This window comes from Burkholderia sp. IDO3, assembly GCF_003366075.1.
GTDB classification, from domain to species: domain Bacteria; phylum Pseudomonadota; class Gammaproteobacteria; order Burkholderiales; family Burkholderiaceae; genus Burkholderia; species Burkholderia anthina.
On the sequence record NZ_CP028962.1, the window covers coordinates 2,635,505 to 2,661,889 of the forward strand.

The following is a 26,385-nucleotide window of genomic DNA, read 5'->3' on the forward strand; positions in this document are numbered from 1 at the left end:
GGCCGCAGGGGGCATATCGCGGCCGGCCGGTTCCGGACAATCACAAGAAACGAGGTCGACATTGAACTTTCATCGAATCGGCGCGCGCCGCGCATGGCTACCCGCGCTCGTTGCAGCCGCAACGCTCGCCGCATGCGGCGGTGACGACGGCGGCAGCGTCGCGGGCGTATCCGCGCTCGCACAAGGCCAGCAGGACGACGCGGCCGCTGCGGCAGCCAGTGCCCCATCGCTCGCGTCTCGTATTTCCCCTTCCGGCGTCCCGTATGCGAACCCGGCCAGCGGCGGACGTTATCGGCCCGTGATCGACAACGGTCAGGTACAACCGTCGCTGTCGGGCGGCACGATCGAGGAAAACGCGTGGGTCGACACGCCGGTCGACTCCGACGGCGACGGCAAACGCGATCGCATTCACGTGCGCATCGTGCGTCCGGCCGAAACCGCCAACGGCGCGCGCACGCCCGTGATCGTGCTCGCAAGCCCCTACTACGCGGGGCTCGCCGACAGTCCGGACCATGACGTCGACGTCGAACTCGACGGCACGCCGCATGCCGCGGCAGCCGCCGAGGGCGCTGCGTCCGCGCACATCATGGCCGCCGCGCCGCAGGTACGCATTCAGCAGCAGCTCGAAGCGGCCGCCGCCGGCCGTTCCTGGATCGAAACCTACTTCGTGCCGCGCGGCTTCACGATCGTCTATGCGGATTCGCTCGGCACCGCCGGATCCGACGGTTGCCCGACCATCCTCACGCGCGACGAATCGGTCGCGATGGCGTCGGTGATCCGCTGGCTCGGCCGCGATGCGACGGCGAAGGACGCAAACGGCAAGAACGTCGTCGCGAGCTGGTCGACGGGCCACGTCGGCATGTACGGCGTGTCGTACGACGGCACGCTGCCGAAGATGGTCGCGAGCCTGCGCACGCGCGGGCTCGATGCGATCGTGCCGGTCGCCGGGCTGTCGAACATGTACGGCTATTACCGCTCGGGCGGCCTCGTTCGCGCGCCGGAGGGCTATCAGGGCGAGGACGTCGACGTCTACATCAAGGCGCTGCTCACGAACGCGCATCCGGAGCGCTGCACGCACCTGATCGACGAGGCATTGCAAAAGGAAGATCGCACGACGGGCGACTATTCGCCGTTCTGGGCCGCACGCGACATCCCGACCGCGCGCGCGGTCGCGCCGGCACTCGTTGCGCAGGGGCTGACCGACGACAACGTGCGCGTCGACCAGTCGACGTCATGGCATCTCGCGATGCGGCGCCAGGGCGTGCCGACGCAGCTGTGGCTGCATCGCCTGAAGCACACCGACCCGACCCGCGTGCCGGCGATGGCCGATGCGTGGACCGCCGAGGTGAACCGCTGGTTCACGCGCTATCTGGTCGGCTATGACAACGGCGTCGAACGCGATCCGCGCGCGGTGATCGAGCAGGCGGACGGCACGTTGCTGAAGGAAGCGGACTGGGCCGCGCGGCACGCGACGCCGGTCGCCTACTTCGCGGGCGGCGACGGCGCGGGAACCGGCACGCTGCTGCGGATGCCGAGCGGCGGCCCGCTCGCGCGCTTCACCGACGATGCACGGATCCCCGCGCTCACGCTGGCCAACACGGCGACCGGCGAGCATCGCAGCCGCTTCGAAACCGCCCCGCTCACGGCCACGACACGCCTCTCGGGCAGCGCGACCGCGCGCGTGCGCCTGACCTTCACCGGCGCCGCGAACGTGACCGCGCTGCTGGTCGATCGCGCGCCGGACGGCACGGCGACGATCGTCACGCGCGCCTGGACCGATCCGCGCAACCGCGTGTCCGACTGGCTGTCGCAGCCGGTGCTGCCGGGCATGCCGTACGACCTGAAGCTGACGTTCATGCCACGCGACTACACGCTCGAAGCCGGCCACCGGCTGGGCCTCGTCGTGCTGTCGAGCGACAACGAGGCGACGCTGCGGCCGACGCCGGGCACGGGGCTCGCACTCGATCCGGCCGGCACGTCAGTCACGGTGCCGCTGGTGTCGTCCTGATCGAAACCGCGCACGCGGTGCACGTTTCCGGATGATGCGCGTGCGGTCGAAAACGACCGCACGCGCACGTACACGACACCGCGCCGCGCCGCGCACCACCGTGCATCAACCGGCGTGTGTCGCCTGCAGCGGTATCGCGTCATCCGCCGCAGCCGCCGGCCGCTCCGTCGCGTATTCGCGCAGATACGTCGTGCGCCTGTGCCGCCCGCTGGCGACACCCCAGCGATAGAACGCGAGCGCAACGATCACCACCGCGACCGGATCCCATCCGTCGGCGATGAACCCGTACCCGCCGAACTCGCGCCCGCCGCATCGCGACAGCAACGCCATGACCGGCAGGTACGCCGCCAGCCACCACGCGCCGGGCGCAGTGCCGCGCGGAAGCCGGCCCAACCGTTCTTCGACTGGTAATACGGGGAATCGGCAGCGCGACGCCGATCAGCAGGATGATCTGCCCCGTCAACGGCCAGCACGCCCGGTACAGCACCAGCGACGCGCAGACGAACGCGAACGGCGCGACGACCGGCATGCACGCGACGCGCAGCGGTCGCGGCAGATCGGCCGCATGCGTGCGCAGCGCCATCACGCTCACCGGCCCGGTCAGGAACGAGATGACCGTCGCGACCGAAATCACGGCGGCCAGCGTGCCCCAGCCGCGAAAGAAGAACATGAACACGAACGCGATGCCGGAAAGAGGAATGCCGTCGCCGGACTCATGCGCCCGGCGACGAACGGGCGACGGGCGACGGGCGACGGTCAGCGGGCCGCGCTGGCGCGCCACGCGGACTGCCGCGCCAGCACCGACTCGGCCGTTTCGCCGACGAGCTCGCGGTAGGTCGCCGGCGCGGTCGCGCCTTCGGTATTGATCAGCAGCACGCGGGACGTGCCGTCGATCCCGACCCGCCGGGCGAGATCGGGATGTTGCAGCAGCACCGCGAGACCGGCCAGCCCGGCCACGCCCGATTCGCCGGCGACGATCGGCTGGTCGCCTTCGCTGCCCGATGCGAGCACCCGCATCGCCTGTACCGCATCGTCATCCGAAATGGTCATGAAATCGTCGATGACGGGTTCGAGGATCTTCCACGCGAGCGGAGACGTTTCGCCGCATGCGAGCCCGGCCATCACGGAATCGACCGAGCCCGTCGCGCGCGCGGGCCGGCCGGCCAGCGCGCTCTGGTACAGGCAGTCGGCCTGTTGCGGCTCCACGACGACGAAGCGCGGGCGATGCGCGCCGTGGAATTCCCACAGATAACTGGCAAGGCCGGCCGCCATCCCGCCCACGCCGCCCTGCAGGAAGACGTGCGTGAACGCGCACCGGTCGGGCCGGCTATCGCGCTGCTCGACCACTTCGGCCGCGATCGTGCCGTAGCCTTGCATCACGTCGCGCGGAATGTCCTCGTAACCGTCGTACGACGTATCCGACACGACATGCCAGCCGTTGGCGGCCGCGCGCCGCGCGGCCTCCTCGACCGACTCGTCGTAGTTGCCGGCGATCCGGACGATCTCCGCGCCATACGCCGCGATCGCCTGCTCGCGTTCGACGCTGACGTTGGCATGCAGCACGATCACGCAGCGGCAGCCGAGCGTCTGCGCGGCAGCGGCCAGCCCCTTCCCGTGGTTGCCGTCGGTCGCGCTGATCACGGTGAAATGCGCGAGCAGATCGCGATAGCGGCCCTGGAACAGCGCAGCCGGATCGAGATCGTGGCCGGGCCACATCCGCAGGATCAGCCGCACCAGCGCAATCGGGGCGCCGAGCGCCTTGAAACTTCCGAGCACGGAACGTTTCGACTCGTCCTTGACGTAAAGATCTGCAATGCCAATTTTCCTGGCTACGCCGGGAAGATCGAGCAGCGGCGTAGCCTGCGGCTCGATCTTGTCCCAGCAGGACAGCCACTTGCGGCTTTCCTCGGCGGCATCGATGCTCAGGATGCGTTTCAGTTCGACAGGATAGGACGTGCGCGTCGCGCGCGGATTGGCAGTCAGCATGACCAGGGTGCTCCAGGGCAGAGATAAGCGGGAAAACGGAATCGATCGAACGGACGCTCAGTCCGCGGCGAGACGCCTGAGCACGACGTCCAGCAGGACCTTCGCGCCGTCGACGAGCTGGTCGTCGTCGGTATGTTCGCGCGGGTTGTGGCTGATCCCGCCGCGGCTCGGCACGAAGATCATCGCGGCCGGCGCGATGCGCGCGATCATCTGCGCGTCGTGGCCGGCGCCCGACGTCATGCGGCGGTTCGAGAAGCCCATCCGCGTGGCCGACGCCTCGATTTCGGCAGCCAGGCCCGCATCGAATACAACCGGCTCGAAACGGACGAGGCGCTCGGTCGTGATCCGCACGCCCTCTTGCCCGGCCACCTTGTCGAGAAATGCGGCGAGGCGCTTCTCCGCGTCCTGCAGGCGCAGTTCGTCCGGATCGCGCAGATCGACCGTGAACACGGCCTTGCGCGGAATCACGTTGATCACGTTCGGCTCGATGCGCAGCATGCCGATCGTCGCCAGCGTCGTGCCGCTCGTCACGGTCAGCTCGCGCAGGAAAGTCGCGATCGCGGCGGCGGCCCAGCCGGCGTCGTGCCGCAGATGCGTCGGCGTCGTGCCGGCATGGTTCGCATTGCCCTGCACGGTGACCTGTTGCCACGAAATGCCCTGCAGGTTCTCGACCACGCCGATGCGGATGCGCTCGGCCTCGAGAATCGGCCCCTGTTCGATGTGCAGTTCGAGATATTCATGCGGCACGATCGCGCCGGGTTCGAGTGCGCCGGCATAGCCGATCCGGGCAAGTTCGTCACCCAGGCGCGTGCCGTCGATGCCGACCGTATCCAGTGCCGCGTCGACCGACATGCCGCCGGCATGGACCAGCGAGCCCATCATGTCCGGCTGGTATCGGATGCCCTCTTCGTTGGTGAATGCCCCGACCGTGATCGAGCGGCGCGGCTTGATCCCTGCATCGCGAAAGGCCCGCGCGACGGCGAGGCCCGCGAGCACGCCGTAGCACCCGTCGAGCGCGCCGGCGTTTTTCACGGTGTCGATATGCGAGCCCATCATCAGCGGGCGTTCGCTGCCGTCGTCGGCTGCCGAGCGCAGCGTGCCGAAAATATTGCCGATGCGGTCGACCTGGATGTCGAGATCCAGCTCGCGCATCCATTCGACGACGAGATCGCGCCCGGCCCGCTCGTCATCCGTCAGCGCGATCCGCGTGCGGCCACCCGCGTCGGCGTCGACGCCGATGTCGCCAAGTCGTCGCAGTTGGTCGAGAAGAAGCGCGCCATCCAGCGCGAGCGCCGGCTGCTGTCCTGCGGGGGGTTTCATCGATCGTCTCCATGCGCGGCACGCGCCCGGCCGATTGCCGGGCTTGATGGAGTGAAATGTTATTTCAGGCCGATCGATATTTCGGCTCTCAATTGACCGCTTCGATGCAATTTTTTCTCATCTTCGCGGGCCGGCCGCGACACATGCGTATCAGATCGCGTTCGTCGCCGGCCCACCCCGCGACGACGCGCACGGCCTCTGCTTACACTGGCGTCAGCACCGGCTCCCCGGCGAAGTGCCGCGCGGCGTTGTCGAGAAACTGCCGCACCGAGCGATCGAGCGCCTCCGGCGACCAGCCGCCCATGTGCGGGGTCAGCACGATGTTGTCGAGCTCGATCAGCGCGCGCGGCGGCTCCGGTTCGCCTTCGTACACGTCGAGCCCGGCGCCCGCGATGCGCCGCTCGCGCAGCGCATCCGCCAAAGCAGCGGTATCGACAACGCTGCCGCGCGACACGTTGACGAGAAACCCGCCGGGCCCCAGCGCATCGAGCACCGCGCGGTCGATCAGATGGCGCGTGCCCGCGCCGCCGGGCGTCGCCACGATCAGGAAATCGGCCCACTGCGCGAGCGCGTCGAGCCGGTCGAAGAAGCGGTAAGGCACGGGCTTTGCGGAGCGGTTGTGATAGCCGATCTCGATGTCGAAGCCGGCCGCGCGACGCGCGCATTTCTCGCCGATCTTGCCGAGGCCGACGATCCCGAGCTTCTTGCCCGACACGTTCGGCGGCATCTGCAGCGCATCGCGCCACACGCCGTCGCGCGTCGCCGCATCGAGCCGCACCACCCCGCGCACGGCGGCGAGCAGCAACGCAAACGCGTGGTCGGCGACGCAATCGTCGTTGGTGCCCGCGCCCGTGACCACGGTGATGCCGCGCGCCTTCGCGTGCGCGACGTCGATGTGCTCGTAGCCCGCGCCGAGCGCGCTGACGAACGTGAGTTGCGGCAGGCGATCGATGTCGGCGGCGGCCAGACCCGTGCTGCCGTTGGTCAGCACCGCGCGAACGGTGCCGCCGTGTGCGGCGATCGCGCGCTCGCGTTCGTCGGCGGTCGGCGCGTAGTGCACGTCGTATGACGCGGCGATCAGGCGATGCGCGTCGCCGCGCAATGCGATGAGGACCAGCAACTCGGGTTTCATGTCGGGAAATGTCCGCAGGCGGGAATGCGTGCCAGTGTAACAACGGCGCGTGACGCACGCGGGTTACCCCCACACCCACTGTGGACGCGCCGCCTCACGCGGTTTGCCAAAGCCGACTCAGTCAAGTAACTTTCGGCGTACGTCCCCGTTCTGGAGATTGGCCCCGATGAAGCTCGCCCTGCCCGCCCGGATCCTGGGCCTCGCGTTCGCCGCCGCTGTCGTGGCACCCGGCGCGCACGCCGACACGCCCGTCGTGGTGTCGTCGAAGATCGACACCGAAGGCAACCTGCTCGGCAACGTCATCGCACAGGTGCTGAAGGCCCACGGCATCCCCATTACCGAAAAGATCGCGCTCGGCACGACGCCGATCATGCGCAAGGCGCTCACGAGCGGCGAGATCGACATCTACCCCGAATACACCGGCAACGCCGCGTTCTTCTTCAACAAGGCCGACGATCCCGTGTGGAAGAACGCGGCCCAGGGCTACGACACCGCGAAGAAGCTCGACTACGCGGCGAACCATCTCGTGTGGCTCGCACCGGCGCCCGCGAACAACACGTGGGGCGTCGCCGTGCTCGCGCCGGTTGCGCAGTCGCAGCATCTGAAGACCTTCTCCGACTTCGGCAAGTGGGTGGCGGGCGGCGGCAAGGTGAAGCTCGCGGCATCGGCCGAATTCGTGAACAGCGCGTCCGCGCTGCCGTCGTTCGAGAAGGCCTACGGCTTCAAGCTGAAGCCCGACCAGCTCGTCGTGCTGTCGGGCGGCGACACGGCCGCGACGATCAAGGCCGCCGCGAACCAGACCGACGGCGTGAACGCGGCGATGGTGTACGGCACCGACGGCGGCATCGCATCGAGCGGCCTCGTCGTGCTCGACGACGACAAGCACGTGCAGCCCGTCTATGCGCCGACGCCGGTGATTCGCGAAGCCGTGCTGAAGGCGCATCCGCAAATCGCCGACTATCTGAAGCCGGTGTTCGCCAGCCTCGACCTGAAGACGCTGCAGACGTTGAACGCGCGCATCCAGATCAACGGCGAGCCCGCGGCCGGCGTGGCCAAGAGCTACCTGAAGTCGAAGGGCTTCATTCGATGACGGATCGCGCGGCGGTGTCCGCGCGGCGCGTGACGCTCGACAAGGTCGGCATCCTGATCGGCGTGCTGACGATCGTCGCGGTGTTCGGCCTGCCGTTCATGGTGCTGCGCCCGAACCGCATCGCGGCCGGCACCGGGCTGTCGGTGTTCGCCGCGCTGCCCGCGGTGCACGGCGCCGCGCTCGCCGCGCTGTGGATCGCCGGCGCGCTGTGGGCGATGACGGCGAGCCGCCCCGCATGGCGGCTCGCGGCCGGCTGCGCATGGCTCGCGACGCTTGCGTATGCCGTCGGCGCGGCGGCGGCGCACGTCGTCGCGCCCGACGACATGCTCGCGCGCGTGTCGCCCGCCGCTGGCGTGTGGCTGCTGCTGTTCGCATGGGCCGTGCTCGTCGCGGATGCGCTCGCGCGGCTCGCGTTCGGCCCGTGGCGCCGGCTTGCCGCGCTCGTCGTCGCGATCGCGGCGATTTCGGTGCCGCTGGCGAGCGGCGGGTGGGACGGCCTTTCCGTGATGCGCGAATACGCGGTGCGCAGCGACGACTTCTGGCGCGAAGCGATCCGCCACGTGTCGCTCGCGGGCGGCTCGGTCGCGGCCGCGCTCGTCGCGGGCCTGCCGCTCGGCATCGCCTGCGCGCGCGTCGCGCCGGTGCGCACCGTCGTGATGCCGGTGCTCAATATCGTGCAGACGATCCCGAGCATCGCGATGTACGGGCTGATGATGGCGCCGCTCGGCCTGCTCGCCGCGCGGGTGCCGCTCGCGGCCGCGCTCGGCATCCGCGGCATCGGCGTCGCGCCGGCCGCGCTCGCACTGTTCCTCTATTCGCTGCTGCCGATCGCGTCGAGCGTCGTGGTCGGGCTCGCGCAGGTGCCGGAGCACGTGAGCGAAGCGGCGCGCGCGATGGGCATGACGCGCGTGCAGCGGCTGCTGCGCGTCGACCTCGTGCTCGCGCTGCCGGTGATCCTGAGCGGCGTGCGCATCGTGCTCGTGCAGAACATCGGCCTGACCGCGGTCGCCGCGCTGATCGGCGGCGGCGGGTTCGGCACCTTCATCTTCCAGGGGATCGGGCAATCGGCCGCCGATCTCGTGCTGCTCGGCGCGATCCCGACGATCGCGCTCGCGCTGGCGGCCGCCGTCGTGTTCGAAGCCGCGACCACGCTCGCGAAGGGACGTACCGCATGATCGAAATCGAACGCATCGGCAAACGCTTCGGCGACGTCGCCGCCGTCGACGACGTGTCGCTGACGATGCAGCAAGGCACGATCACCGCGCTCGTCGGCGCATCGGGCAGCGGCAAGTCGACGTTGCTGCGGATGATCAACCGGCTGATCGCGCCGACGAGCGGCACGATCAGCATCGACGGCGTGGACACCGCCAGCGTGCCGCCCGAGCAACTGCGGCGGCGCATCGGCTACGTGATCCAGGGGCACGGCCTGTTTCCGCACTGGAGCGTCGCGCGCAACATCGCGACCGTGCCGCGCCTGCTCGGCTGGCCGGCCGCGCGCATCGACGCGCGCGTGCGCGAACTGCTCGAACTGTTTCACCTCGCGCCGTCCGAATTCGCGGACAAGCTCCCGCACGAGCTGTCGGGCGGCCAGCAGCAGCGCGTCGGCGTCGCGCGCGCGCTCGCGGCGGAGCCCGCGATGCTGCTGATGGACGAGCCGTTCGGCGCGCTCGATCCGATCATCCGCAACAAGGCGCAGGACGATCTGTACGCGCTGCAGCGCCGCCTCGGCATCACGGTCGTGATCGTCACGCACGATATCGAGGAAGCGCTGAAGCTCGGCGACACGATCGCGGTGATGGACCGCGGCCGGCTGCTGCAGGTCGCGTCGCCCGCCGAGATTCTCGGCAAGCCGGCGGCGGGCGTCGTCGAACAGCTCGTCGCCGGCGTCGACCGGCCGCTGCGCCTGCTCGCGCTGACGCCGATCGACGCGGTGGCCGAACCCGGCCTCGCGGACGGCGAGCCGATCGCCGCGACCCGCACGCTGCGCGATGCGGTGTCCGAGCTGCTGTGGCGCGGGACGGATGCACTGCCCGTCGACGACGGCCACGGGCGCGGCACGCGCCGCATCACGCTCGACGCGATCCGCGCGCATGCGAGGAAGCCCGCATGACGGCGCACGCTGCACGACCGTCGCTGCCCCGGCGGCTGCCCGCCTATGTGGCGCGCGCCGCCGCGGTTGCGCTGCTGCTCGTGCTGCTGTTGCGCCCCGCATGGCTGCAGGGCGTATTCGCGCCGTTCGCGGACAACGGCGCGCCGGTCATCTACGATCGCGCGAGCCTGCTCGACCTCACGCTCGCGCATCTCGGCACCGTCGCACTGTCGAGCCTGATCGGCACGCTGGTCGCGGTCGCGGCCGGCATCGCCGTCACGCGGCCGTCCGGCGCGGATTTTCTGCCGGTCGCGCGCAGCGTCGTCGACATCGGCCAGACCTTTCCGCCGGTCGCCGTGCTCGCACTCGCGGTGCCGGCCGTCGGCTTCGGACTGAAGCCCGTGCTGATCGCGCTCGTTCTGTACGGGCTCCTGCCGATTTTCGAGAGCACGATCGCGGGGCTCGAGGACGTGCCGCGCGACGTCGTCGACGCCGCGCGCGGGATGGGGATGAGCGGCTGGCAGCAACTGGTGTCGGTCGAGCTGCCGCTCGCGTTCCCGGTGATCGTGAACGGCATCCGGCTCGCGGTCGTGATCAATCTGGGCACCGCGACGATCGGCTCGACGGTCGCCGCACGCGGGCTCGGCGACGTGATCATCGCGGGGCTGCAGACGTCGAACACCGCGTTCGTGCTGCAGGGCGGCGTGATCGTCGGGCTGCTCGCGGTGCTGGTCAGCGATGCGATCGGTGCGCTTGCGCGAATGGCGAGCGCGCGGCACACGTAAAAAAGATCGACCGGCGGCGTGCGCGCCGTGCAGCCGCGGACGCTCGGGCGCGGAAATGAGGATCGGGGCGGAAATTCGATCATGCGGGTTCGTCCGGACTCCGATGCGTGTTTGCGCAACGACTGCGCGCAACGCCCCGCCCGGCATGGCGCGGTGCGTCACAAGCCTACATCGCGCTTTCATTCGAAGCCGCGCTCGAACGCGCGCCGTGATTGGCCGATATACTATGCGCCTCCCATTTCCCTGCCCTTCACCATGCGACGACGGTTTTTCTGGCTGATCGTGCTTTCGCTCGGCATTGCGCAGCAGGCCTCCGCGCAGCAGGCGGCCGTGTTGCCTGCGCCCGCCCCGGGAGCGATCGCATCGGCGCCGATCGATGCATCCGCACCGGTCGCGAACGATCAGCCGAACGAAGCAAACCGTCGCATCACGTCCTACCTGACGAAGAAATTCGGCGTCGCAAAAGAGCGGGCTGCGAAGCTCGCCGATATCGTGAGCGTCACTGCGACGAAATACTCGCTGCCTCCGGCACTCGTTTACGCCATCATCTCGATCGAATCGCGCTTCCAGGAGAAGGCGCGCGGCCAGCATGGCGCGACCGGGCTGATGCAGGTCGTGCCGGCCGCGCACCGCGGCCTGCTGCGCAACGTGAAGGATCTGACCGAGCCGAACGCCAACGTCGAGGCCGGTTCCGCGATCCTGTCAGGCTACGTGCGGGCGGCCGGCGGCAACGTGCAGGCCGGGTTGAAGAGCTACGGCGGATCGAATGCGTATGCGGCGAAGGTGCTGCAGCGCGTCGACACGTTCCGGTTCGTGCTCGACGCCGAAGACGGCACGCAACATGCAGGCGACGGCAGAGCGCATCTGGTGCCGGTCAGCGATCCGTCGACCGCGACGCCCGCCACGGCCCGCAACGTGAAGTAAGCGCCGCTTTCCTGTTCACTCGCCCGTGCGCCACCCTGTCCGCCTGCTCGTCATCGCCGCGCTGACGGCTCATGCCGTCGCGGCATTCGCCGCCGTCGACTGCGAACAACAGGGGCCGACGATGGAAGCCGTGCGCCGCTGCGTGCTCGACGCGCGCGAGCAGCAAGTCGACCGGGCGTACAGGTCGCTCCAGCGCAAGCTCCAGCGACGCAACCCCGATGCGGCCAGCCAGCTCGCGAAATCGCAGGCGAGCTGGACCCGCTTCGCCGACGACACCTGCGATTACGTGAAAGCCGCGAATCCGCAGCGGATGATGCCGGACGATGCGTGGATGAACTGCCGGGTCGATTTCAGCGACGCGCGCGTGCGCATCCTGAAGAAGTGGGAAGCGCAACTGGACGCGTCGCCCTGAGCAGCGGGACGAAGAGCCTTCCCTTCATTCGCGCGTGAAATGCGCGCGCAGAAACCCGATGAAGTCCGCATCTTCGCAGACCTCAGCCGCGTTTCCGTCATCGCATGGACGCGCAGCGACGAATACGGCGGGTCGATCGATAATCGCGCACGGGTCGCGATCGGTGCGGACGTAGCGTCCGGTGCGGCCGATCTCGAAGCGTGCGGCCAGATGGCGCTCGCCGATCCGGATTCCGTGACGCGCGTGAAGACGGGCGCGCCGCTGAACGATGCGCAGCGCGACACGTTCTTCGGCGACGATGCGCGCACGTATATCGACTCCCCGGCGTTGAGCGGCGCGGCCGCGGGCTGACGGCATGCCTCAGGGCCCTCGCCGTGACCTGCCGGATCGGTGCCGCGGCGAGGGTCGGCGAAGCGCGAGATCAGAGCAGCGCGACGTCGACCTTGGGTACCATGGGCGCAATGCGAAGGATTCGCTCGGCCTGAGCACGGACGTATTCCGAAATACGATGCACCCACGCACGCTCGTCGCCTGCATAAACATCCGACTCCGCCAGCCCGGGTGCCAGTTTCGCAGCCAGCGCCGCCATCCGCGTCATTTCACGCGCAACGAGCGCCGGCCGGATCTGCGCACGATGCGCGAAGTCCGCGAGCGCGAAAGCGGTGAGTTCCTCGATGCGAAACACATCCCCATAGGCCATCGCCATGTCCTGCACGTAAGCGTCGCCGTATACGTTCACGCACACCAGATCGTAAAGCGGCGCCGGATCGAGCCCGCCGCTGCTGACGAAAAACGAAATGTTCTTGCCGTGTGCATCGCTGTTGCCGATCAGCAATTGCAACAGCGCCCAGCGCAACATCATTGAACGTGCGGCGGCGGGCGTCTCGAGCGACGGTGTCAGCGAAAACAGTTTCTCGAAGCTCACGCCTTCGCGGATATTGCGGACATCCTCGTTGTTGCCGAGATTGCGTTCGTATTTGAGCGTCGCCGGCAAGTCGAGGGCCTGGCATCCATCAATGACATGCAATCGCCGCACCGCGCTCACGCGCTGCGGATCGCCCGGTTCGGTCGTCACGAGCCGGTCGAATCGTTCGATCAGCAGAATCGGTTCGGGAATGCGCCGGATCTCGACATGCGCGACCGGCATTCCCATGTGGCGCGCCAGCGTCATGCAGAAATGCTCGTTGGCCACCATGAACGGCGCATTCGGGCTGCGCGATTCCGGCTTCAGAATATGCGAGCTGCTGAGCGCCCCGTCGACAAGCGCATACCGCTCCCCTTCGACGAGCACCTGCAGCTTGTCCTGATGGCCGGCGATCGACAGGCGTACCTGATCGTCCCAGACGGAAAACGGAATCGCATCGCGCTTGCGGATACGGTCGGTCAACTCTTCCGCCGAGATCGGTCGCCGTACGGGTTCGAGGGTGTCAGGCGCTCGCACGGACGAGCCGTCGGCCGGGACGAAGCTCAACGCGCCGACGGGCTCCTTGCCGAGCATCCGGATCAGGCCGAAGACGTTGTCCTTCGATATCTGATACATCGATGCGGCCACGTCGAGTGCGCGGCCCTCGGGAAGCAGGTTGCCCACGAAGCGCTGGATTGCCCCCTCCGGCGGCGTACCGACGTCAAGCGGAATGCTCGGCGACAACGCAAACGCATCGCCGCGCGCCAGCCACGCCGGATCGTACGAGAAACCGTAGTCGTTGCGGCGGGCATCGTAAGTCAACTGCCCGACCGGCGAGCCGTCGGCCGAAATGCACAGGCGATGAATCATCACGCGCCCCCGGACGAGCCGGCGCGTATCGTCGCCTGATCGTGCAATACGCTGCGCGCCGTCTGTACATCGCGTTTCGGCACGACAAGCAGATTGAGGCCGAAGCCGTCCAGTACCTTGAACAGCTTATCGAGACTCACCGCGCGGCCGTTTTCGAGCCGTGACAGCACATCCTTCGACACGCCGAGCATATCGGCCGCATCGTCGATCCGCATCCGGGCCTGCGCGCGCCGGTTGCGCACGAGCGCGCCGAGTGCGGCCAGGTCGGATGCGAGCGGATCGGGCGTGGCGATGGGTTGCGGTAAGGTGCGGGCCATAATTCCGGAATTTCGGGAACAAAGCGCCGGCGCCAGTGGGCGACCGGCATAGTTGCGAGAATATCGGAATTATAGTGGCTCGCAGGCCCGGCCGTCGATAATTCTGCTATTTCAGGAACAAATACCCGAACAGGCAGCATCAACCTATTGATCGCATATTTCAGGAACTATAAACGAACACGGCGGCGCATCCGCGCCGCCGTGTTCGCCCGGTCGCCGGATCACCTGCATCGATCCGGCCCCCTCTGCCTACAACTGCCCCGCCGCCCCCGTCCACCGCAGGTAATCCCCGCGCGTCCAGTCGAGCGACACGCCGACGCGCTTCGTGCCCGGCCGGATCTTCGGCTTGTACACCGACAGCGTCAGCGACTCCAGCGCCGGCCATTCGCGAAACGACAGCACCGCGATGTCGGCGACCAGCGTTTCGAGCAGCCGCGTATGCGGCTTGTGCGACAGGAACGACGCGAGACGCGCGCAGTAGCCGTCGTAGTCGATCCACTCGCCCTGCTCGCTCGGCTCGCAGCGATACCCGAGCCGCGCATCGATCACGATCGGCTGAGGCGCCTCGTGCTCGTGAGCATGGATGCCGATCCGCGCGGGCACCTTCAATTCGTCGACGAACACGCTCCAGCCGCGCCCGCGCAGGCGCGGCGATTCGATCGCCACGAACGGTTCGTCGAACGGCTTCATGATGCGAGCGGCGCCGCGGCGTCGAGCATGATGCGCACGAAATAGTCGGCGAAGCTGCGACGCAGGACGATCTCGAACGACTCGTCGCCGGTCGGGATCAGCGTGATAGGCGACTTGAAGTAGTGCGACTGCGCGCACTGGCCCGGCTTGAGCACGCGCGGATGCAGATCGAGCGGGCAGCCGCGCGCAATCACGTCGCGCACGCGTTCGCCGCTGATTTCCACCACCGTGTAGCCGCTGCCGACGTCGACGGCCGCCGCATACAGACCCTGCACGGCCTCCGCGAGCTGGCCTTCGAGCACACCGGCCTGCACCGGCCCGTTCGAGCGCACGAGCCACTCGTCCGGACCGAGCCACAGCACGTCGTACTCCGCGCCGCGCGCCACCGTGTTCGGCGCGACGGGCGGCCGGCAGCCGACCACGCGCTCGAACGCGCTGACGAAGGCCGGATCGCTCGGCTCGCCGCGCACGTTCACGAGATCGAGGAACGGCCGCTCGCGCAGCGTGAACTTCTTCGATACGCGCGCCTGGTGCTGCTTCAGCACATCGGCCGCGCCGACGAACGGCGATTCAAGCGTCACGCCCGCGCCCGCCACCGGCGTCTGGTTTCTCGTTTCATTCCACATGCTGGCGCACCCCTTCCGTATCGTAGAAAACCGGGCTCGAGATCTTCGCGGTGATGCGGCGGCCGTTGGCCAGCGGAATCACGACGCTCTCGCCCATCTTGTTCAGACCGCCCTTCACCACGGCCAGCGCAATCGAGCGCTTCAGGATCGGGCTGTAATAGCTCGACGTCACGTGGCCGAGCATCGGCGTCGGATCGGTCGCCGACACCTGCGTGTCCTTCGCGATGATCTGCGCGCCTTCCGGCAGCACGAACTGTTCGTCGTCGGTCAACAGGCCGACGAACTGCTTGCGGCCTTCCTTCGACGTATCCGAGCGCGACAGCGAGCGCTTGCCGAGGAAGTCCTTCGACTTCGCGACGACGCCGCCCATCCCGAGGTCGAACGGCGTGATCGAACCGTCGGTGTCCTGACCGACGATGATGTAGCCCTTCTCCGCGCGCAGCACGTGCATCGTCTCGGTGCCGTACGGCGTGATGTCGAACTCGGCACCGGCCGCCATCAGCGCTTCCCACACCGCGCGGCCCGCGTTCGCCGGCACGTTCACTTCATAGGCCAGTTCGCCCGAGAAGCTGATCCGCATCACGCGCGCCTTCGCGCCCGCGACGGTGCCGTTGCGGTAGCTCATGAACGGGAACGCTTCGTTGCCGAAGTCGATGTCCTGGCACACCTTCTGCACGACCTTGCGGCTCTTCGGGCCGACCACCGCGAACGTCGCCCAGTGATCGGTGACGGACGCGAGCCGCACCTTCATGTCGGGCCATTCGGTCTGCAGCCAGCGCTCGAGCCACGTCAGCACGCGCGCCGCGCCGCCGGTGGTGGTCGTCATCATGAAATGCTGGTCGGCGAGGCGCACCGTCACGCCGTCGTCGAACACCATCCCGTTTTCGTCGAGCATCAGCCCGTAGCGGCACTTGCCCACTTCGAGCTTGTTCCACGGGTTCGTGTACATCCAGTTCAGCAGCTTCACCGCGTCCGGACCCTGGATGTCGATCTTGCCGAGCGTCGACGCGTCGAGAATGCCGACGCTGTTGCGCACCGCGAGGCATTCGCGCTTCACGGCCGCATGGAGATCCTCGCCGTTCTTCGGGAAATACCAGGGGCGCTTCCAGTTGCCGACGTCTTCGAACATCGCACCGTGCTCGACGTGCCATTCATGCACGGCCGTCTTGCGGATCGGGTCGAGGAAGTCGCCCGTTTCGCGGCCGGCGAACGTACCGAACGACACCGGCGTGTAGTTCGGGCGGAACGTCGTCGTGCCCGTTTCCGGAATCGTCTTGCCGAGCGCCTGCGCGAGGATCGCCATCCCGTTGATGTTGCCGAGCTTGCCCTGATCGGTGCCGAAGCCCATCGCCGTGTAGCGCTTCACGTGCTCGACCGACTCGAAACCTTCGCGAGCGGCCAGCAGGATGTCGGCGGCGGCCACGTCGTTCTGGAAGTCGACGAACTGCTTCGGCCCGCGCGGCGCGGCCTCGCGGCTGCCGACCAGCCACAACGGCTGCAGCGCGCCTTCGACGGTTTCAGCGACCTGCGGCGCGACGGGGCGCTGTGCGGCCGTGTAGCCCGCGGCCTTCGCCGCTTCGGCGCCCGCGTCGAGCGCGAGCCGCAGCGCACGGGCAAGACCGAACTCGCCCGCGGCCGCGCCGACGCTCGCCTCGGCCTGCACGGGCTTGCCCGGCAGGAAGCACGCCTTCTCGTCGTTCCAGCACGCCTTGCCGCCCGACTGCGCGAACAGGTGCAGCACCGGGCTGAAGCCGCCCGACATCGCGACGAGATCGCACGGCAGCGACTGCATCTTGCCGCCCGTCTTGCCGTTCGAGTAGGACGCGACGTCGACCGACGATACGCGCCACTTGCCCGAAGCGGCCGTGACGACCGCGCCGCTCATCACCGTCACGCCCTGCCGCTTTGCCGCCGCCGGCAGCGCACCGTTCGACGATGCGCGCGAATCGACGACCGTCACCTTCGCACCGCATGCCTTCAGGTCGAGCGCCGTCTGGTACGCGCGATCATTGTTCGTGAACACGACCGCGTTGCGGCCCGGCAGCACGCCGAAGCGATGGATGTAGGTGGACACCGCGCCCGCGAGCATCACGCCGGGCAGGTCGTTGTTGCCGAACACGATCGGACGCTCGTGCGCGCCGGTCGCGAGGATCACGCGCTTCGCGCGGATCTTCCACAGCAGTTCGCGCGTCCCCTTGCGCATCGACACCGGCTGGTGATCGGTCAGGCGTTGCGTGACCGTCACGAGGTTGTGGTCCTGGTAGCCGAACGCGGTGCTGCGCGACAGGATCGTCACGTCGGGCAGCTTGCGCAGTTCGGCTTCGATCTTCTCGACCCACTGCTGCGCCGGCTTCGCGTCGATTTCCGCGCGGCACGACAGCAGGCTGCCGCCGAGTTCGCGCTGGTCGTCGACGAGGATCACGCGCGCGCCCGCCGTGGCGGCCGCATGCGCGGCGGCGAGGCCCGACGGGCCGCCGCCGACCACGAGCACGTCGCAGTGCGCGTAACACTTGTCGTAGCGATCGGCGTCGAGCACTTCGGGCGCCTTGCCGAGGCCGGCGGCCTCGCGGATCTTCTCTTCGTACTTCGGCCACATGTTGCGCGGCCACATGAAGGTCTTGTAGTAGAAGCCCGCCGGCATGAAGCGCGACAGCTTCTGGTTGATCGCGTACTTGTCGTTCTCGAGCGACGGTTCGGCGTTCACGCTCGTCGCAACGAGGCCCTGGTACAGCTCGATCTCGGTCGCGCGCGCGTTCGGCACCGTATACGGGCCGGTTTCGAGCTGCACGACGGCATTCGGTTCCGCGACGTCCGCCGTCACGATCCCGCGCGGACGGTGGTACTTGAAGCTGCGCGCGACGAAGTGCACGCCGTTCGCGAGCAGCGCGGACGCGAGCGTGTCGCCCTGGAAGCCCTGATACGTGCGGCCGTTGAACGTGAACGTCAGCGGAATCGCGCGATTGATGCGGCCACCGGTGCCGAGGCGGTCTTTCTGGCTCATTTGCTCGTGCCCTCTTCGTGTGCGTTGCCGGCAGCGGCGCCGATGGCAGCCCCGCCGAACTTTTCGTAGCCCTTGATATCGTAGGTGACCGTGTCGCGCGTCACCTTGAACCAGCGGCGGCAACCCTGCGTGTGCAGCCATTGCTCCTTGTGCAGCCCGCGCTTGTTCTCGCGCATGAACACGTACTCGCCCCATTCGCGGTCGGTCATGGTCTCGTTCGCCACCGGGCGCACGATGTCGGCTTCACCGCCGCACGTGAACTCGGATTCGGCGCGCGGCCCGCACCACGGACATTCGATCAGCAACATGTTTCTTTCTCCTTCAGTGCGGGGGTTAGTGCGCGACCGCGGCAGCGCCGTGTTCGTCGATCAGGTGGCCGGTGTAGAAGCGGTCGAGTGCAAACGGGGCGTTCAGCGGATGCGGTTCGTCGCGGGCGATCGTGTGCGCGAACACCCAGCCCGAGCCCGGCGTCGCCTTGAAGCCGCCGGTACCCCAGCCGCAGTTGAAATACAGGCCCTTCACGTCGGTCTTGGTGATGATCGGGCAGGCGTCCGGCGACACGTCGACGATGCCGCCCCACTGGCGGTTCATCCGCACGCGCGAGAACACCGGGAACATCTCGACGATCGCCTGCAGCGTGCTTTCGATGATGTGGAAGCTGCCGCGCTGACCGAAGCCCGTGTACTGGTCGATACCCGCGCCGATCACGAGGTCGCCCTTGTCGGACTGGCTGATGTACGCGTGCACCGCGTTCGACATGATCACGGAGTTGACCACCGGCTTGATCGGCTCGGACACCAGCGCCTGCAGCGGGTGGCTTTCGATCGGCAGGCGCACGCCGGCCATGTCGGCGAGCGTCGTCGTGTTGCCGGCCGCGACCACCGCGACCTTCTTCGCCTTGATGAAGCCCTTCACCGTATCGACGCCGACCACCGCGCCGCCTTCGCGGCGAATGCCCGTCACCTGGCAGTTCTGGATGATGTCGACGCCGGCGCGATCGGCGCCGCGCGCGAAGCCCCAGGCCACCGCGTCGTGACGCGCGACGCCCGCACGGCGCTGGATCGATGCGCCGAGCACCGGGTAGCGGCTGTTCAGGTTGATGGTCGGCTCGATTTCCTTGATCTGCGCGGGCGTCAGGAATTCGGCGTCGACGCCGTTCAGCCGGTTCGCATTCACGCGACGCTCGGTGTCACGCACGTCCTGCAGCGTGTGCGCGAGGTTCATCACGCCGCGCTGGCTGAACATCACGTTGTAGTTGAGATCCTGCGACAGCCCTTCCCACAGCTTCATCGCCTTCTCGTACAGCGCGGCCGATTCGTCCCACAGGTAGTTCGAGCGCACGATCGTCGTGTTGCGCGCGGTGTTGCCGCCGCCGATCCAGCCCTTCTCGAGGATCGCGACGTTCGTGATCCCGTGCTCCTTCGCGAGGTAATACGCGGTCGCGAGGCCGTGGCCGCCGCCGCCGACGATCACGACGTCGTATTCCTTCTTCGGTTCCGGGCTCTTCCACTGCTTTTCCCAGTTCTCGTGATACGAGAGGCCGTTGCGGAACAGGCTGAATATCGAGTAGCGGCTCATGTTAGTGATCCTTCGTTAGCATTCGATGACGTTCACGGCAAGACCGCCGCGCGACGTTTCCTTGTATTTCGTCTTCATGTCGGCCCCCGTCTCGCGCATCGTCTTGATCACCGAATCGAGCGATACGTAGTGCTGGCCGTTACCCTTGAGCGCCATGCGCGACGCGTTCAGCGCCTTGATCGCGCCCATCGCGTTGCGCTCGATGCACGGGATCTGCACGAGCCCGCCGACCGGGTCGCAGGTCATGCCGAGGTTGTGCTCCATGCCGATCTCGGCGGCGTTCTCGACCTGGTCGGGCGTGCCGCCCATCACCGCGGCGAGCGCGGCGGCGGCCATCGAGCACGCGACGCCCACTTCGCCCTGGCAACCGACTTCCGCACCGGAGATCGACGCGGTTTCCTTGTAGATGATCCCGATCGCCGCGGCCGTCAGCAGGAATTCGACGATCCCGGCCTCGCCCGAGCCCGGCACGAATTTCACGTAGTAGTGCAGCACGGCGGGAATCACGCCGGCCGCGCCGTTGGTGGGCGCGGTGACGACGCGGCCGCCCGCGGCGTTCTCTTCGTTGACGGCCATCGCATACAGGTTGACCCAGTCGAGCATCGACAGCGGATCGCGCAGCGACTCCTCCGAACGCGCGCGCAGGCGGCCGTTCAGTTCGGCCGCGCGGCGCTTCACGCGCATCGGGCCCGGCAGTTCGCCTTCGACCTTGCAGCCGCGCTCCACGCACGCGGCCATCGTGCGCCAGATCGCGAGCAGCCCGGCGCGCACCTCGTCGGCCGGACGCAGCGCGCTTTCGTTGCGCAGCATCAGTTCGGCGATCGACAGGCCGTGTTCGCGGCACTGGCGCATCAGGTCGTCGCCGGTGCGGAACGGATACGGCACGTCGGCCGCCGCGCGCACGCCGTTCACGCGATCGCCGTCGCGGTTCACGACGAAGCCGCCGCCGACCGAGTAATACTCTTTCTCGACGAGCAGCTGGCCGTGCTCGTCGAACGCCTGGAAGCGCATCCCGTTCGGATGCACGATGCTCGTGCCGCTCATCAGCTTGCGATAGAAGCCGATGTTTTCCTTCTCGTCGAAGCGGATCGTCTGCTTGCCGAGCAGCGACAGCGACTTCTCCGCGCGGATCCCCGCGAGCCGCGGCTCGATCAGGTCCGGATCGATCGTGTCGGGCAGATGGCCCTCGAGGCCGAGCAATACGGCCTTGTCGGTGCCGTGACCCTTGCCCGTTGCACCGAGCGAGCCGTATAGTTCGACCCGCACGCGGCGCACGAAGCCGAGCAGGTTCGCATCTTCGACATGCGACGCGAAGCGGCAGGCGGCGATCATCGGGCCGACCGTGTGCGAACTGGACGGGCCGATGCCGATCTTGAACAGGTCGAACGCGCTGACGTTCATCTGACTTCCTCTGGGTGGGCGTACGTGAAATGTCGTTGGCATCAGTACATCAAAGCGTAAAATTGGCCGATAGAACAAAAACGGCATCGGCGTGGGATACCGCCGCCAAGCCCCGAAAAGGACGGTCCGAAAGTACGTTTTGACGATGGTTCGCGACGCAAAAGCACAAGTCGGCCGGCGCATGCGCACGCCGGCAGCCGTGCCCCCAAACTGAGTGAAACGAGTGAGACCCGCCTGCCCGGCGTGACGAGATTTACCGCGATGACACCCGACGTACCCGCTTCCCCCCTCGCCGAACCCGCGCCGCAGCGCATTCGCTTCGGCATCCTGCTGCTGCCGAATTTCACGCTGACCGCGTTCTCGGGTTTCGTCGACATGCTGCGGCTGTCGGCCGACGACGGCGACTACAGCAAGCCCGTGCGCTGCGCCTGGAGCGTGATCGGCGAAACGCTCGCGCCGGTGCGCGCGAGCTGCGGGATCCAGATCACGCCGTGGGAAACCTTCGATGCGGCCGAGCCGTTCGACTACGTGGTCGTGGTGGGCGGCCTCCTGCATTCGGGGCCGCAAGCCGGCCCCGAAACGCTCCAGTTCATCCGCCACGCGGCAGCGGGCGGCGCGACGGTCGTCGGGATCTGCACGGGCGTGTTTACGCTGATGCGCGCGAACGTGCTCGACGGCTACCGCACCTGCGTGAGCTGGTTCCACTACTGGGATTTCATCGAGCGCTTCCCGAGCGCCGATCCCGACCTGCTGATCGCCGACCGGCTGTTCGTGATCGACCGGCGCCGGATCACGTGTTCGGGCGGCCGCGCGTCGATCGACGTCGCCGCCGCGATCCTGCTGCGCCATTTCGACCATGCGACGGTGCAGAAGGCGCTGCGCATCCTGCTCGTCGGCGAGATGCAGAAAGGCAATGCGCCGCAACCGCATCCGCCCGGCCTCGAGCCGGCCACGCACCCGAAGGTCAAGCGCGCGATTCTTCTGATGGAACAGCATGTCGGGCGCGCGCTGCCGCTCGAGGAGCTCGCAGCCAAGCTCGACATGTCGACGCGCCAGCTCGAGCGCCTGTTCAAGGCCGAGACGGGCAAGAGCCCGCAGGCGTTCGCGAAACAGGTGCGGCTGCGCACGGCCGCGTGGCTGCTGACGAGTTCCGACCGCACCGTCGCCGATATCGCGTCGAGCTGCGGGTTCGCCGACGCGTCGCACCTCGGGCGTGAATTCCGCAAGCAGTTCGGCGTGCCGCCGGCGACCTATCGCGAGCGCGGCGGGGACGTCGCGGAAGTCGCTGCGCCGGCCGCGGTCGACCCCGTCGAAGATCTCGCCGACTGACGCGCGACACCCCCGCCATACCCTTTTCCGCTCCCGATCGCGCGCCGAACCCCGCGCGATCGCCCTCCTTTCCCGTCAATTGAAACCGGTTCCATTCAATTTGACCGACGTTGCAGCACGTTAACCGAGGGTTATCCCGGATGCTGATGCACATTCAAATTTGTATGATGACCACATCACCTTACAAACCAGAGCGTCATGTTCGAGAAAATTCCCGCCCGTGCGATGAGCGACCATGTCGCGCAGCAGTTGCTCAAGCAGATCGAAGTCGGCAGCTTCTCGGCCAGCGGCAAGCTGCCGACGGAAGCCGTGCTCGCGCAGGAATTCGGCGTGAGCCGCACCGTGATCCGCGAGGCGATCTCCCGGCTGAAGAACGAAGGCGTGGTCGAACCGCGCCAGGGCAGCGGCGTGTACGTGAACCAGCACGGCGCGATCCGGCCGCTGCGGATCGACTATGCGGAAGCGGTCGAAGCCAGCTCGCTGCCGCACCTGCTCGCGGTGCGCCGCGCGATCGAGGCTGAAGTCGCGGCCGAAGCCGCGCTGCACCACACCGACGACGACATGGCCGACATCGACGACGCGCTGCGCAAGATCGACGATGCGGTGGCCGAAGGCCGCGACGGCGTCGCGGAAGACGTCGCGTTCCACCGCACGATCGCGGCCGTCACCGGCAACCCGTATTTCCTGAAGACGCTGCAGTTCCTGAACCAGTACCTCGAAGCCGGCGTGAAGGTGACGCGTCGCAACGAAGCGACGCGCGACGACTTCTCGCGCCAGGTGCGCGAGGAACACGCGGCGATCGCCGATGCGATCCGCGCGCGCGACCCGATGGCGGCACGCAACGCGGCGCGCACCCACATGTACAACGCCGCCCGCCGTCTCGCGGAAGCCGGCATCTGCTGAACCCGGCGGCGCGCGTGCGCCGCCGTCGTCCCGAACCTCTCCCGAATCGATCAAGGTTGACCATGTCACGAAATGTTGGAGTCATCGGCCTCGGCGCGATGGGCCTCGGCGTCGCGCGCTCGCTGCTGCGCGCGGGCTTTCGCGTGCACGCATGCGACGTGCGCGACACCGTGCTGCAGGCGTTCGCGGCCGAAGGCGGCGTGGCCTGCACGAGCCCGGCCGAACTCGGCGCGCAGTGCGACGTCGTCGTCACGCTCGTCGTCAATGCCGCACAAACCGAAACGGTGCTGTTCGGCGAGCACGGCGCGGTTGCGGCGATGAAGCCGGGCGGCGTCGTGATCGCGAGCGCGACCGTCGCGCCCGAATTCGCCGTCGCACTCGGCGCGCGCATCGAGGCCGCGGGCCTGCAGATGCTCGATGCGCCGGTGTCCGGCGGCGCCGCGCGCGCGGCGTCGGGCGAAATGACGATGATGACGTCGGGCCCCGCCGCCGCGTATGCGGGCTGCGACGACGTGCTCGCCGCGATCGCCGGCAAGGTCTATCGCCTCGGCGACACGCACGGCATCGGCTCGAAGGTGAAGATCATCAACCAGCTGCTGGCCGGCGTGCATATCGCCGCGGCCGCCGAGGCGATGGCGCTGGGCCTGCGCGAAGGCGTGGACGCGGACGCGCTGTACGACGTGATCACGCACAGCGCCGGCAATTCGTGGATGTTCGAGAACCGCGTGCCGCACATCCTGAACGGCGACTACACGCCGCTGTCGGCCGTCGACATCTTCGTGAAGGATCTCGGCCTCGTGCTCGATACTGCGCGCCGCAGCAAGTTTCCGCTGCCGCTGTCGGCCACCGCGCACCAGATGTTCATGAGCGCATCGAGCGCCGGCCACGGCGGCGAGGACGATTCCGCCGTGATCAAGACTTTCCCCGGCATCACGCTGCCGCCTGCCCGCTGATTCGAACGACGCTCCTGCCATGACCGCTTCCGCTTCCCGTCCCCTGCTCGGCTGCATCGCCGACGATTTCACCGGCGCGACCGATCTCGCGAACATGCTCGTCAAGAGCGGCATGCGCACGGTGCAGACGATCGGCGTGCCCGCCGACGGCGCCGCAGCCGACACGGCCATCGACGCCGACGCGATCGTCGTCGCGCTGAAGTCGCGCACGATTCCCGCCGCCGACGCCGTCGCGCAATCACTCGCCGCGTACGCATGGCTGCGCGCGCAGGGCTGCCGGCAATTCTTCTTCAAGTACTGCTCGACGTTCGACTCGACCGACGCGGGCAACATCGGGCCGGTGGCCGACGCGCTGCTCGACGCAACCGGCGGCGACTTCACGATCGCGTGCCCGGCGTTCCCCGAGAACGGCCGCACGATCTTCCGCGGCCACCTGTTCGTCGGCGACGTGCTGCTGAACGAATCGGGCATGGAAAACCACCCGCTCACGCCGATGCGGGACGCGAACCTCGTGCGCGTGCTGCAGCGGCAGACGACGTCGCCGGTCGGCCTGATCCGCTACGACACGATCGCGCAGGGCGCGGCTGCCGTGCGTGCGCGCATCGACGCGCTGCGTGCGGACGGTGTGCGTTTCGCGATCGCGGATGCGCTGTCGGACCACGATCTCCACGTGCTCGGCGAAGCATGCGCGAGCCTGCCGCTCGTCACCGGCGGCTCGGGCGTCGCGCTCGGCCTGCCGGAGAATTTCCGCCGCGCGGGGCGGCTGCCCCAGCGCGACAACGCGGCGTCGCTGCCGCGCATCGACGGGTTGTCGGCGGTGCTCGCCGGCAGCGCATCGAAGGCGACCAACGCACAGGTCGCCGCGTGGCGCGACAGCCGGCCGAGCTTCCGGATCGATCCGCTCGCGGCCTCGCGCGGCGAACCCGTCGTCGACGACGCACTGGCCTTCGCGCGCGCGCACCTGCCTCAGCCCGTGCTGATCTATGCAACGGCGACGCCCGACGAAGTGAAGGCCGTCCAGCAGGCGCTCGGCGTCGAGGCAGCCGGCCATCTCGTCGAAAGCACGCTCGCGGAGATCGCCCGCGGCCTGCGCGCGCTCGGCGTGCGCAAGTTCGTCGTCGCCGGCGGCGAGACGTCCGGCGCGGTCGTGCAGGCGCTCGACGTGAAGTCGCTGCAGATCGGCGCGCAGATCGATCCGGGCGTGCCGGCCACCGCCACCATCGACGCGCGGCCGCTCGGCCTCGCGCTGAAATCCGGCAACTTCGGCACGGTGGACTTTTTCGACAAGGCGCTGCGCGCGCTGGACGGAGCCGCATGATGAGCGTCGAAGCGAAACTGCGCGAAGAAATCTGCGTCGTCGGCGCGAGCCTGTATGCGCGCGGCCACGCGGTCGGCAGCGCGGGCAACATCAGCGCGCGGCTTGCCGACGGCTGGCTGATCACGCCGACCGATGCCTGCCTCGGCCGGCTCGACCCGAACGACATCGCGAAGGTCGGCGTCGACGGCCAGCCCGTATCGGGCGGCAAGCCGTCGAAGACGCTCGCGCTGCACCGCGGCATCTACGCGCGCAACGCGCAGGCGAACGGCATCGTCCACACGCATTCGACGCACCTCGTCGCGCTGACGCTCGCGGGCGTGTGGCGCGACACCGACGTGCTGCCGCCAATCACGCCGTACTACGTGATGAAGGTCGGCCACATTCCGCTGATCCGCTATCGCCGCCCGGGCGATCCGGCCGTCGCGGCCGAAGTCGCCGCGCTCGCCGACCAGGTGCGCGGCGTGCTGCTCGACCGTCTCGGGCCGGTGATGTGGGGGCCGTCGGTGTCGCACGCGTCGTATGCGCTCGAGGAGTTCGAGGAAACCGCGCGGCTGTGGCTGATGACGCACCCGAAGCCCGAGCCGCTGTCCGACGCGGCGCTCGACGAACTGCGCGACACCTTCGGCGCACGCTGGTAACACGTCGCGCGCGCATCCGCACCGATTCCCATGCCCGCCGTGTGCGCGGGTCCTTCCGTCAGCACACACGATCCGGCAGCGCACGCGCCGCCGGCACACAATATCCCTGGA

23 protein-coding genes and 2 pseudogenes are annotated in these 26,385 nt (G+C 68.1%); 13 read left to right on the forward strand and 12 right to left on the reverse strand.

Annotated features, from left to right (window positions below):
* The first annotated feature begins 61 nt into the window (after positions 1-61).
* On the forward strand, positions 62-2,008 hold the full coding sequence (locus tag DCN14_RS12125) for a Xaa-Pro dipeptidyl-peptidase (protein ID WP_096501919.1): 1,947 nt from the start codon (positions 62-64) through the stop codon (positions 2,006-2,008).
* A gap of 105 nt (positions 2,009-2,113) precedes the next feature.
* Here the strand turns inward: DCN14_RS12125 and DCN14_RS12130 are convergent.
* The 4 genes and pseudogenes from DCN14_RS12130 to DCN14_RS12145 all read right to left on the reverse strand — a co-directional run.
* Positions 2,114-2,693, reverse strand: a pseudogene (locus DCN14_RS12130) (APC family permease); the annotation flags it as partial.
* 71 nt (positions 2,694-2,764) lie between these two features.
* On the reverse strand, positions 2,765-3,994 hold the full coding sequence (locus DCN14_RS12135) for a diaminopropionate ammonia-lyase (protein WP_096501921.1): 1,230 nt from the start codon (positions 3,992-3,994) through the stop codon (positions 2,765-2,767).
* 57 nt (positions 3,995-4,051) lie between these two features.
* The gene (locus DCN14_RS12140; RefSeq protein WP_096501923.1) at positions 4,052-5,314 is read right to left on the reverse strand and encodes a Zn-dependent hydrolase; all 1,263 of its coding nucleotides are present in this window, start codon (positions 5,312-5,314) and stop codon (positions 4,052-4,054) included.
* Between the two features lie 202 nt (positions 5,315-5,516).
* Positions 5,517-6,446 carry a 2-hydroxyacid dehydrogenase gene (locus DCN14_RS12145; protein WP_096501925.1) on the reverse strand — a complete coding sequence of 310 codons (930 nt, stop codon included), beginning with the start codon at positions 6,444-6,446 and terminating at the stop codon, positions 5,517-5,519.
* Positions 6,447-6,612: 166 nt separating this feature from the next.
* Between DCN14_RS12145 and DCN14_RS12150 the strand changes: the two genes are divergently transcribed.
* The 7 genes and pseudogenes from DCN14_RS12150 to DCN14_RS12180 form a co-directional block, all read left to right on the forward strand.
* Positions 6,613-7,536, forward strand: coding sequence for an ABC transporter substrate-binding protein (locus DCN14_RS12150; RefSeq protein WP_096501927.1), 924 nt, complete (start codon positions 6,613-6,615; stop codon positions 7,534-7,536).
* Positions 7,533-8,711 (forward strand): ABC transporter permease, encoded by a 1,179-nt coding sequence (locus DCN14_RS12155; RefSeq protein ID WP_096501929.1) that lies wholly within the window; start codon positions 7,533-7,535, stop codon positions 8,709-8,711. The genes DCN14_RS12150 and DCN14_RS12155 overlap by 4 nt, the downstream gene beginning before the upstream one ends.
* Complete coding sequence (locus DCN14_RS12160) at positions 8,708-9,646, forward strand: ABC transporter ATP-binding protein (protein ID WP_096501931.1); 939 nt, start codon at positions 8,708-8,710, stop codon at positions 9,644-9,646. The genes DCN14_RS12155 and DCN14_RS12160 overlap by 4 nt, the downstream gene beginning before the upstream one ends.
* Complete coding sequence (locus DCN14_RS12165) at positions 9,643-10,410, forward strand: ABC transporter permease (RefSeq protein ID WP_096501933.1); 768 nt, start codon at positions 9,643-9,645, stop codon at positions 10,408-10,410. Before DCN14_RS12160 ends, DCN14_RS12165 begins: the two co-directional genes overlap by 4 nt.
* Positions 10,411-10,665: 255 nt before the next feature.
* Positions 10,666-11,334 carry a lytic transglycosylase domain-containing protein gene (locus DCN14_RS12170; protein WP_096501935.1) on the forward strand — a complete coding sequence of 223 codons (669 nt, stop codon included), beginning with the start codon at positions 10,666-10,668 and terminating at the stop codon, positions 11,332-11,334.
* 25 nt (positions 11,335-11,359) lie between these two features.
* The gene (locus tag DCN14_RS12175) at positions 11,360-11,746 is read left to right on the forward strand and encodes a lysozyme inhibitor LprI family protein (RefSeq protein WP_096501937.1); all 387 of its coding nucleotides are present in this window, start codon (positions 11,360-11,362) and stop codon (positions 11,744-11,746) included.
* 159 nt (positions 11,747-11,905) lie between these two features.
* Positions 11,906-12,097, forward strand: a pseudogene (locus DCN14_RS12180) (alkene reductase); the annotation flags it as partial.
* A 70-nt stretch (positions 12,098-12,167) separates the two neighbouring features.
* On the opposite strand, the gene DCN14_RS12185 reads toward DCN14_RS12180, so the two are convergent.
* The 8 genes from DCN14_RS12185 to DCN14_RS12220 all read right to left on the reverse strand — a co-directional run bounded on the left by DCN14_RS12185 (position 12,168) and on the right by DCN14_RS12220 (position 21,133).
* Positions 12,168-13,520 carry a HipA domain-containing protein gene (locus DCN14_RS12185; RefSeq protein WP_096501939.1) on the reverse strand — a complete coding sequence of 451 codons (1,353 nt, stop codon included), beginning with the start codon at positions 13,518-13,520 and terminating at the stop codon, positions 12,168-12,170.
* The gene (locus DCN14_RS12190) at positions 13,520-13,837 is read right to left on the reverse strand and encodes a helix-turn-helix transcriptional regulator (RefSeq protein WP_096501941.1); all 318 of its coding nucleotides are present in this window, start codon (positions 13,835-13,837) and stop codon (positions 13,520-13,522) included. The genes DCN14_RS12185 and DCN14_RS12190 overlap by 1 nt, the downstream gene beginning before the upstream one ends.
* A gap of 249 nt (positions 13,838-14,086) precedes the next feature.
* Positions 14,087-14,527, reverse strand: coding sequence for a dihydroneopterin aldolase (locus tag DCN14_RS12195; protein ID WP_096501943.1), 441 nt, complete (start codon positions 14,525-14,527; stop codon positions 14,087-14,089).
* Entirely contained in the window at positions 14,524-15,153 is a 630-nt protein-coding gene (locus DCN14_RS12200) for a sarcosine oxidase subunit gamma (protein ID WP_096501945.1), read from the reverse strand. The genes DCN14_RS12195 and DCN14_RS12200 overlap by 4 nt, the downstream gene beginning before the upstream one ends.
* A complete protein-coding gene (locus tag DCN14_RS12205; RefSeq protein ID WP_096501947.1) occupies positions 15,143-18,154 on the reverse strand; it encodes a sarcosine oxidase subunit alpha family protein in 3,012 nt (1,003 codons plus the stop codon). Before DCN14_RS12205 ends, DCN14_RS12200 begins: the two co-directional genes overlap by 11 nt.
* Entirely contained in the window at positions 18,151-18,462 is a 312-nt protein-coding gene (locus DCN14_RS12210) for a sarcosine oxidase subunit delta (RefSeq protein ID WP_096501949.1), read from the reverse strand. The genes DCN14_RS12205 and DCN14_RS12210 overlap by 4 nt, the downstream gene beginning before the upstream one ends.
* A 25-nt stretch (positions 18,463-18,487) precedes the next feature.
* Positions 18,488-19,732: a sarcosine oxidase subunit beta family protein gene (locus DCN14_RS12215; protein ID WP_006480591.1), complete on the reverse strand. Its 1,245-nt coding sequence runs from the start codon at positions 19,730-19,732 to the stop codon at positions 18,488-18,490.
* A 15-nt stretch (positions 19,733-19,747) separates the two neighbouring features.
* On the reverse strand, positions 19,748-21,133 hold the full coding sequence (locus tag DCN14_RS12220; RefSeq protein ID WP_096501951.1) for an L-serine ammonia-lyase: 1,386 nt from the start codon (positions 21,131-21,133) through the stop codon (positions 19,748-19,750).
* 261 nt (positions 21,134-21,394) lie between these two features.
* Between DCN14_RS12220 and DCN14_RS12225 the strand changes: the two genes are divergently transcribed.
* From DCN14_RS12225 to DCN14_RS12245, 5 genes are all read left to right on the forward strand, one after another.
* On the forward strand, positions 21,395-22,462 hold the full coding sequence (locus DCN14_RS12225) for a GlxA family transcriptional regulator (protein WP_096501953.1): 1,068 nt from the start codon (positions 21,395-21,397) through the stop codon (positions 22,460-22,462).
* 198 nt (positions 22,463-22,660) lie between these two features.
* Entirely contained in the window at positions 22,661-23,365 is a 705-nt protein-coding gene (locus tag DCN14_RS12230) for an FCD domain-containing protein (protein ID WP_096501955.1), read from the forward strand.
* 14 nt (positions 23,366-23,379) lie between these two features.
* On the forward strand, positions 23,380-24,318 hold the full coding sequence (gene ltnD / locus DCN14_RS12235) for an L-threonate dehydrogenase (protein ID WP_301179084.1): 939 nt from the start codon (positions 23,380-23,382) through the stop codon (positions 24,316-24,318).
* Positions 24,319-24,337: 19 nt separating this feature from the next.
* A complete protein-coding gene (gene otnK / locus DCN14_RS12240; protein WP_096501959.1) occupies positions 24,338-25,636 on the forward strand; it encodes a 3-oxo-tetronate kinase in 1,299 nt (432 codons plus the stop codon).
* Positions 25,633-26,274: an aldolase gene (locus DCN14_RS12245; protein ID WP_096501961.1), complete on the forward strand. Its 642-nt coding sequence runs from the start codon at positions 25,633-25,635 to the stop codon at positions 26,272-26,274. The genes otnK and DCN14_RS12245 overlap by 4 nt, the downstream gene beginning before the upstream one ends.
* Positions 26,275-26,385 lie beyond the last annotated feature (111 nt).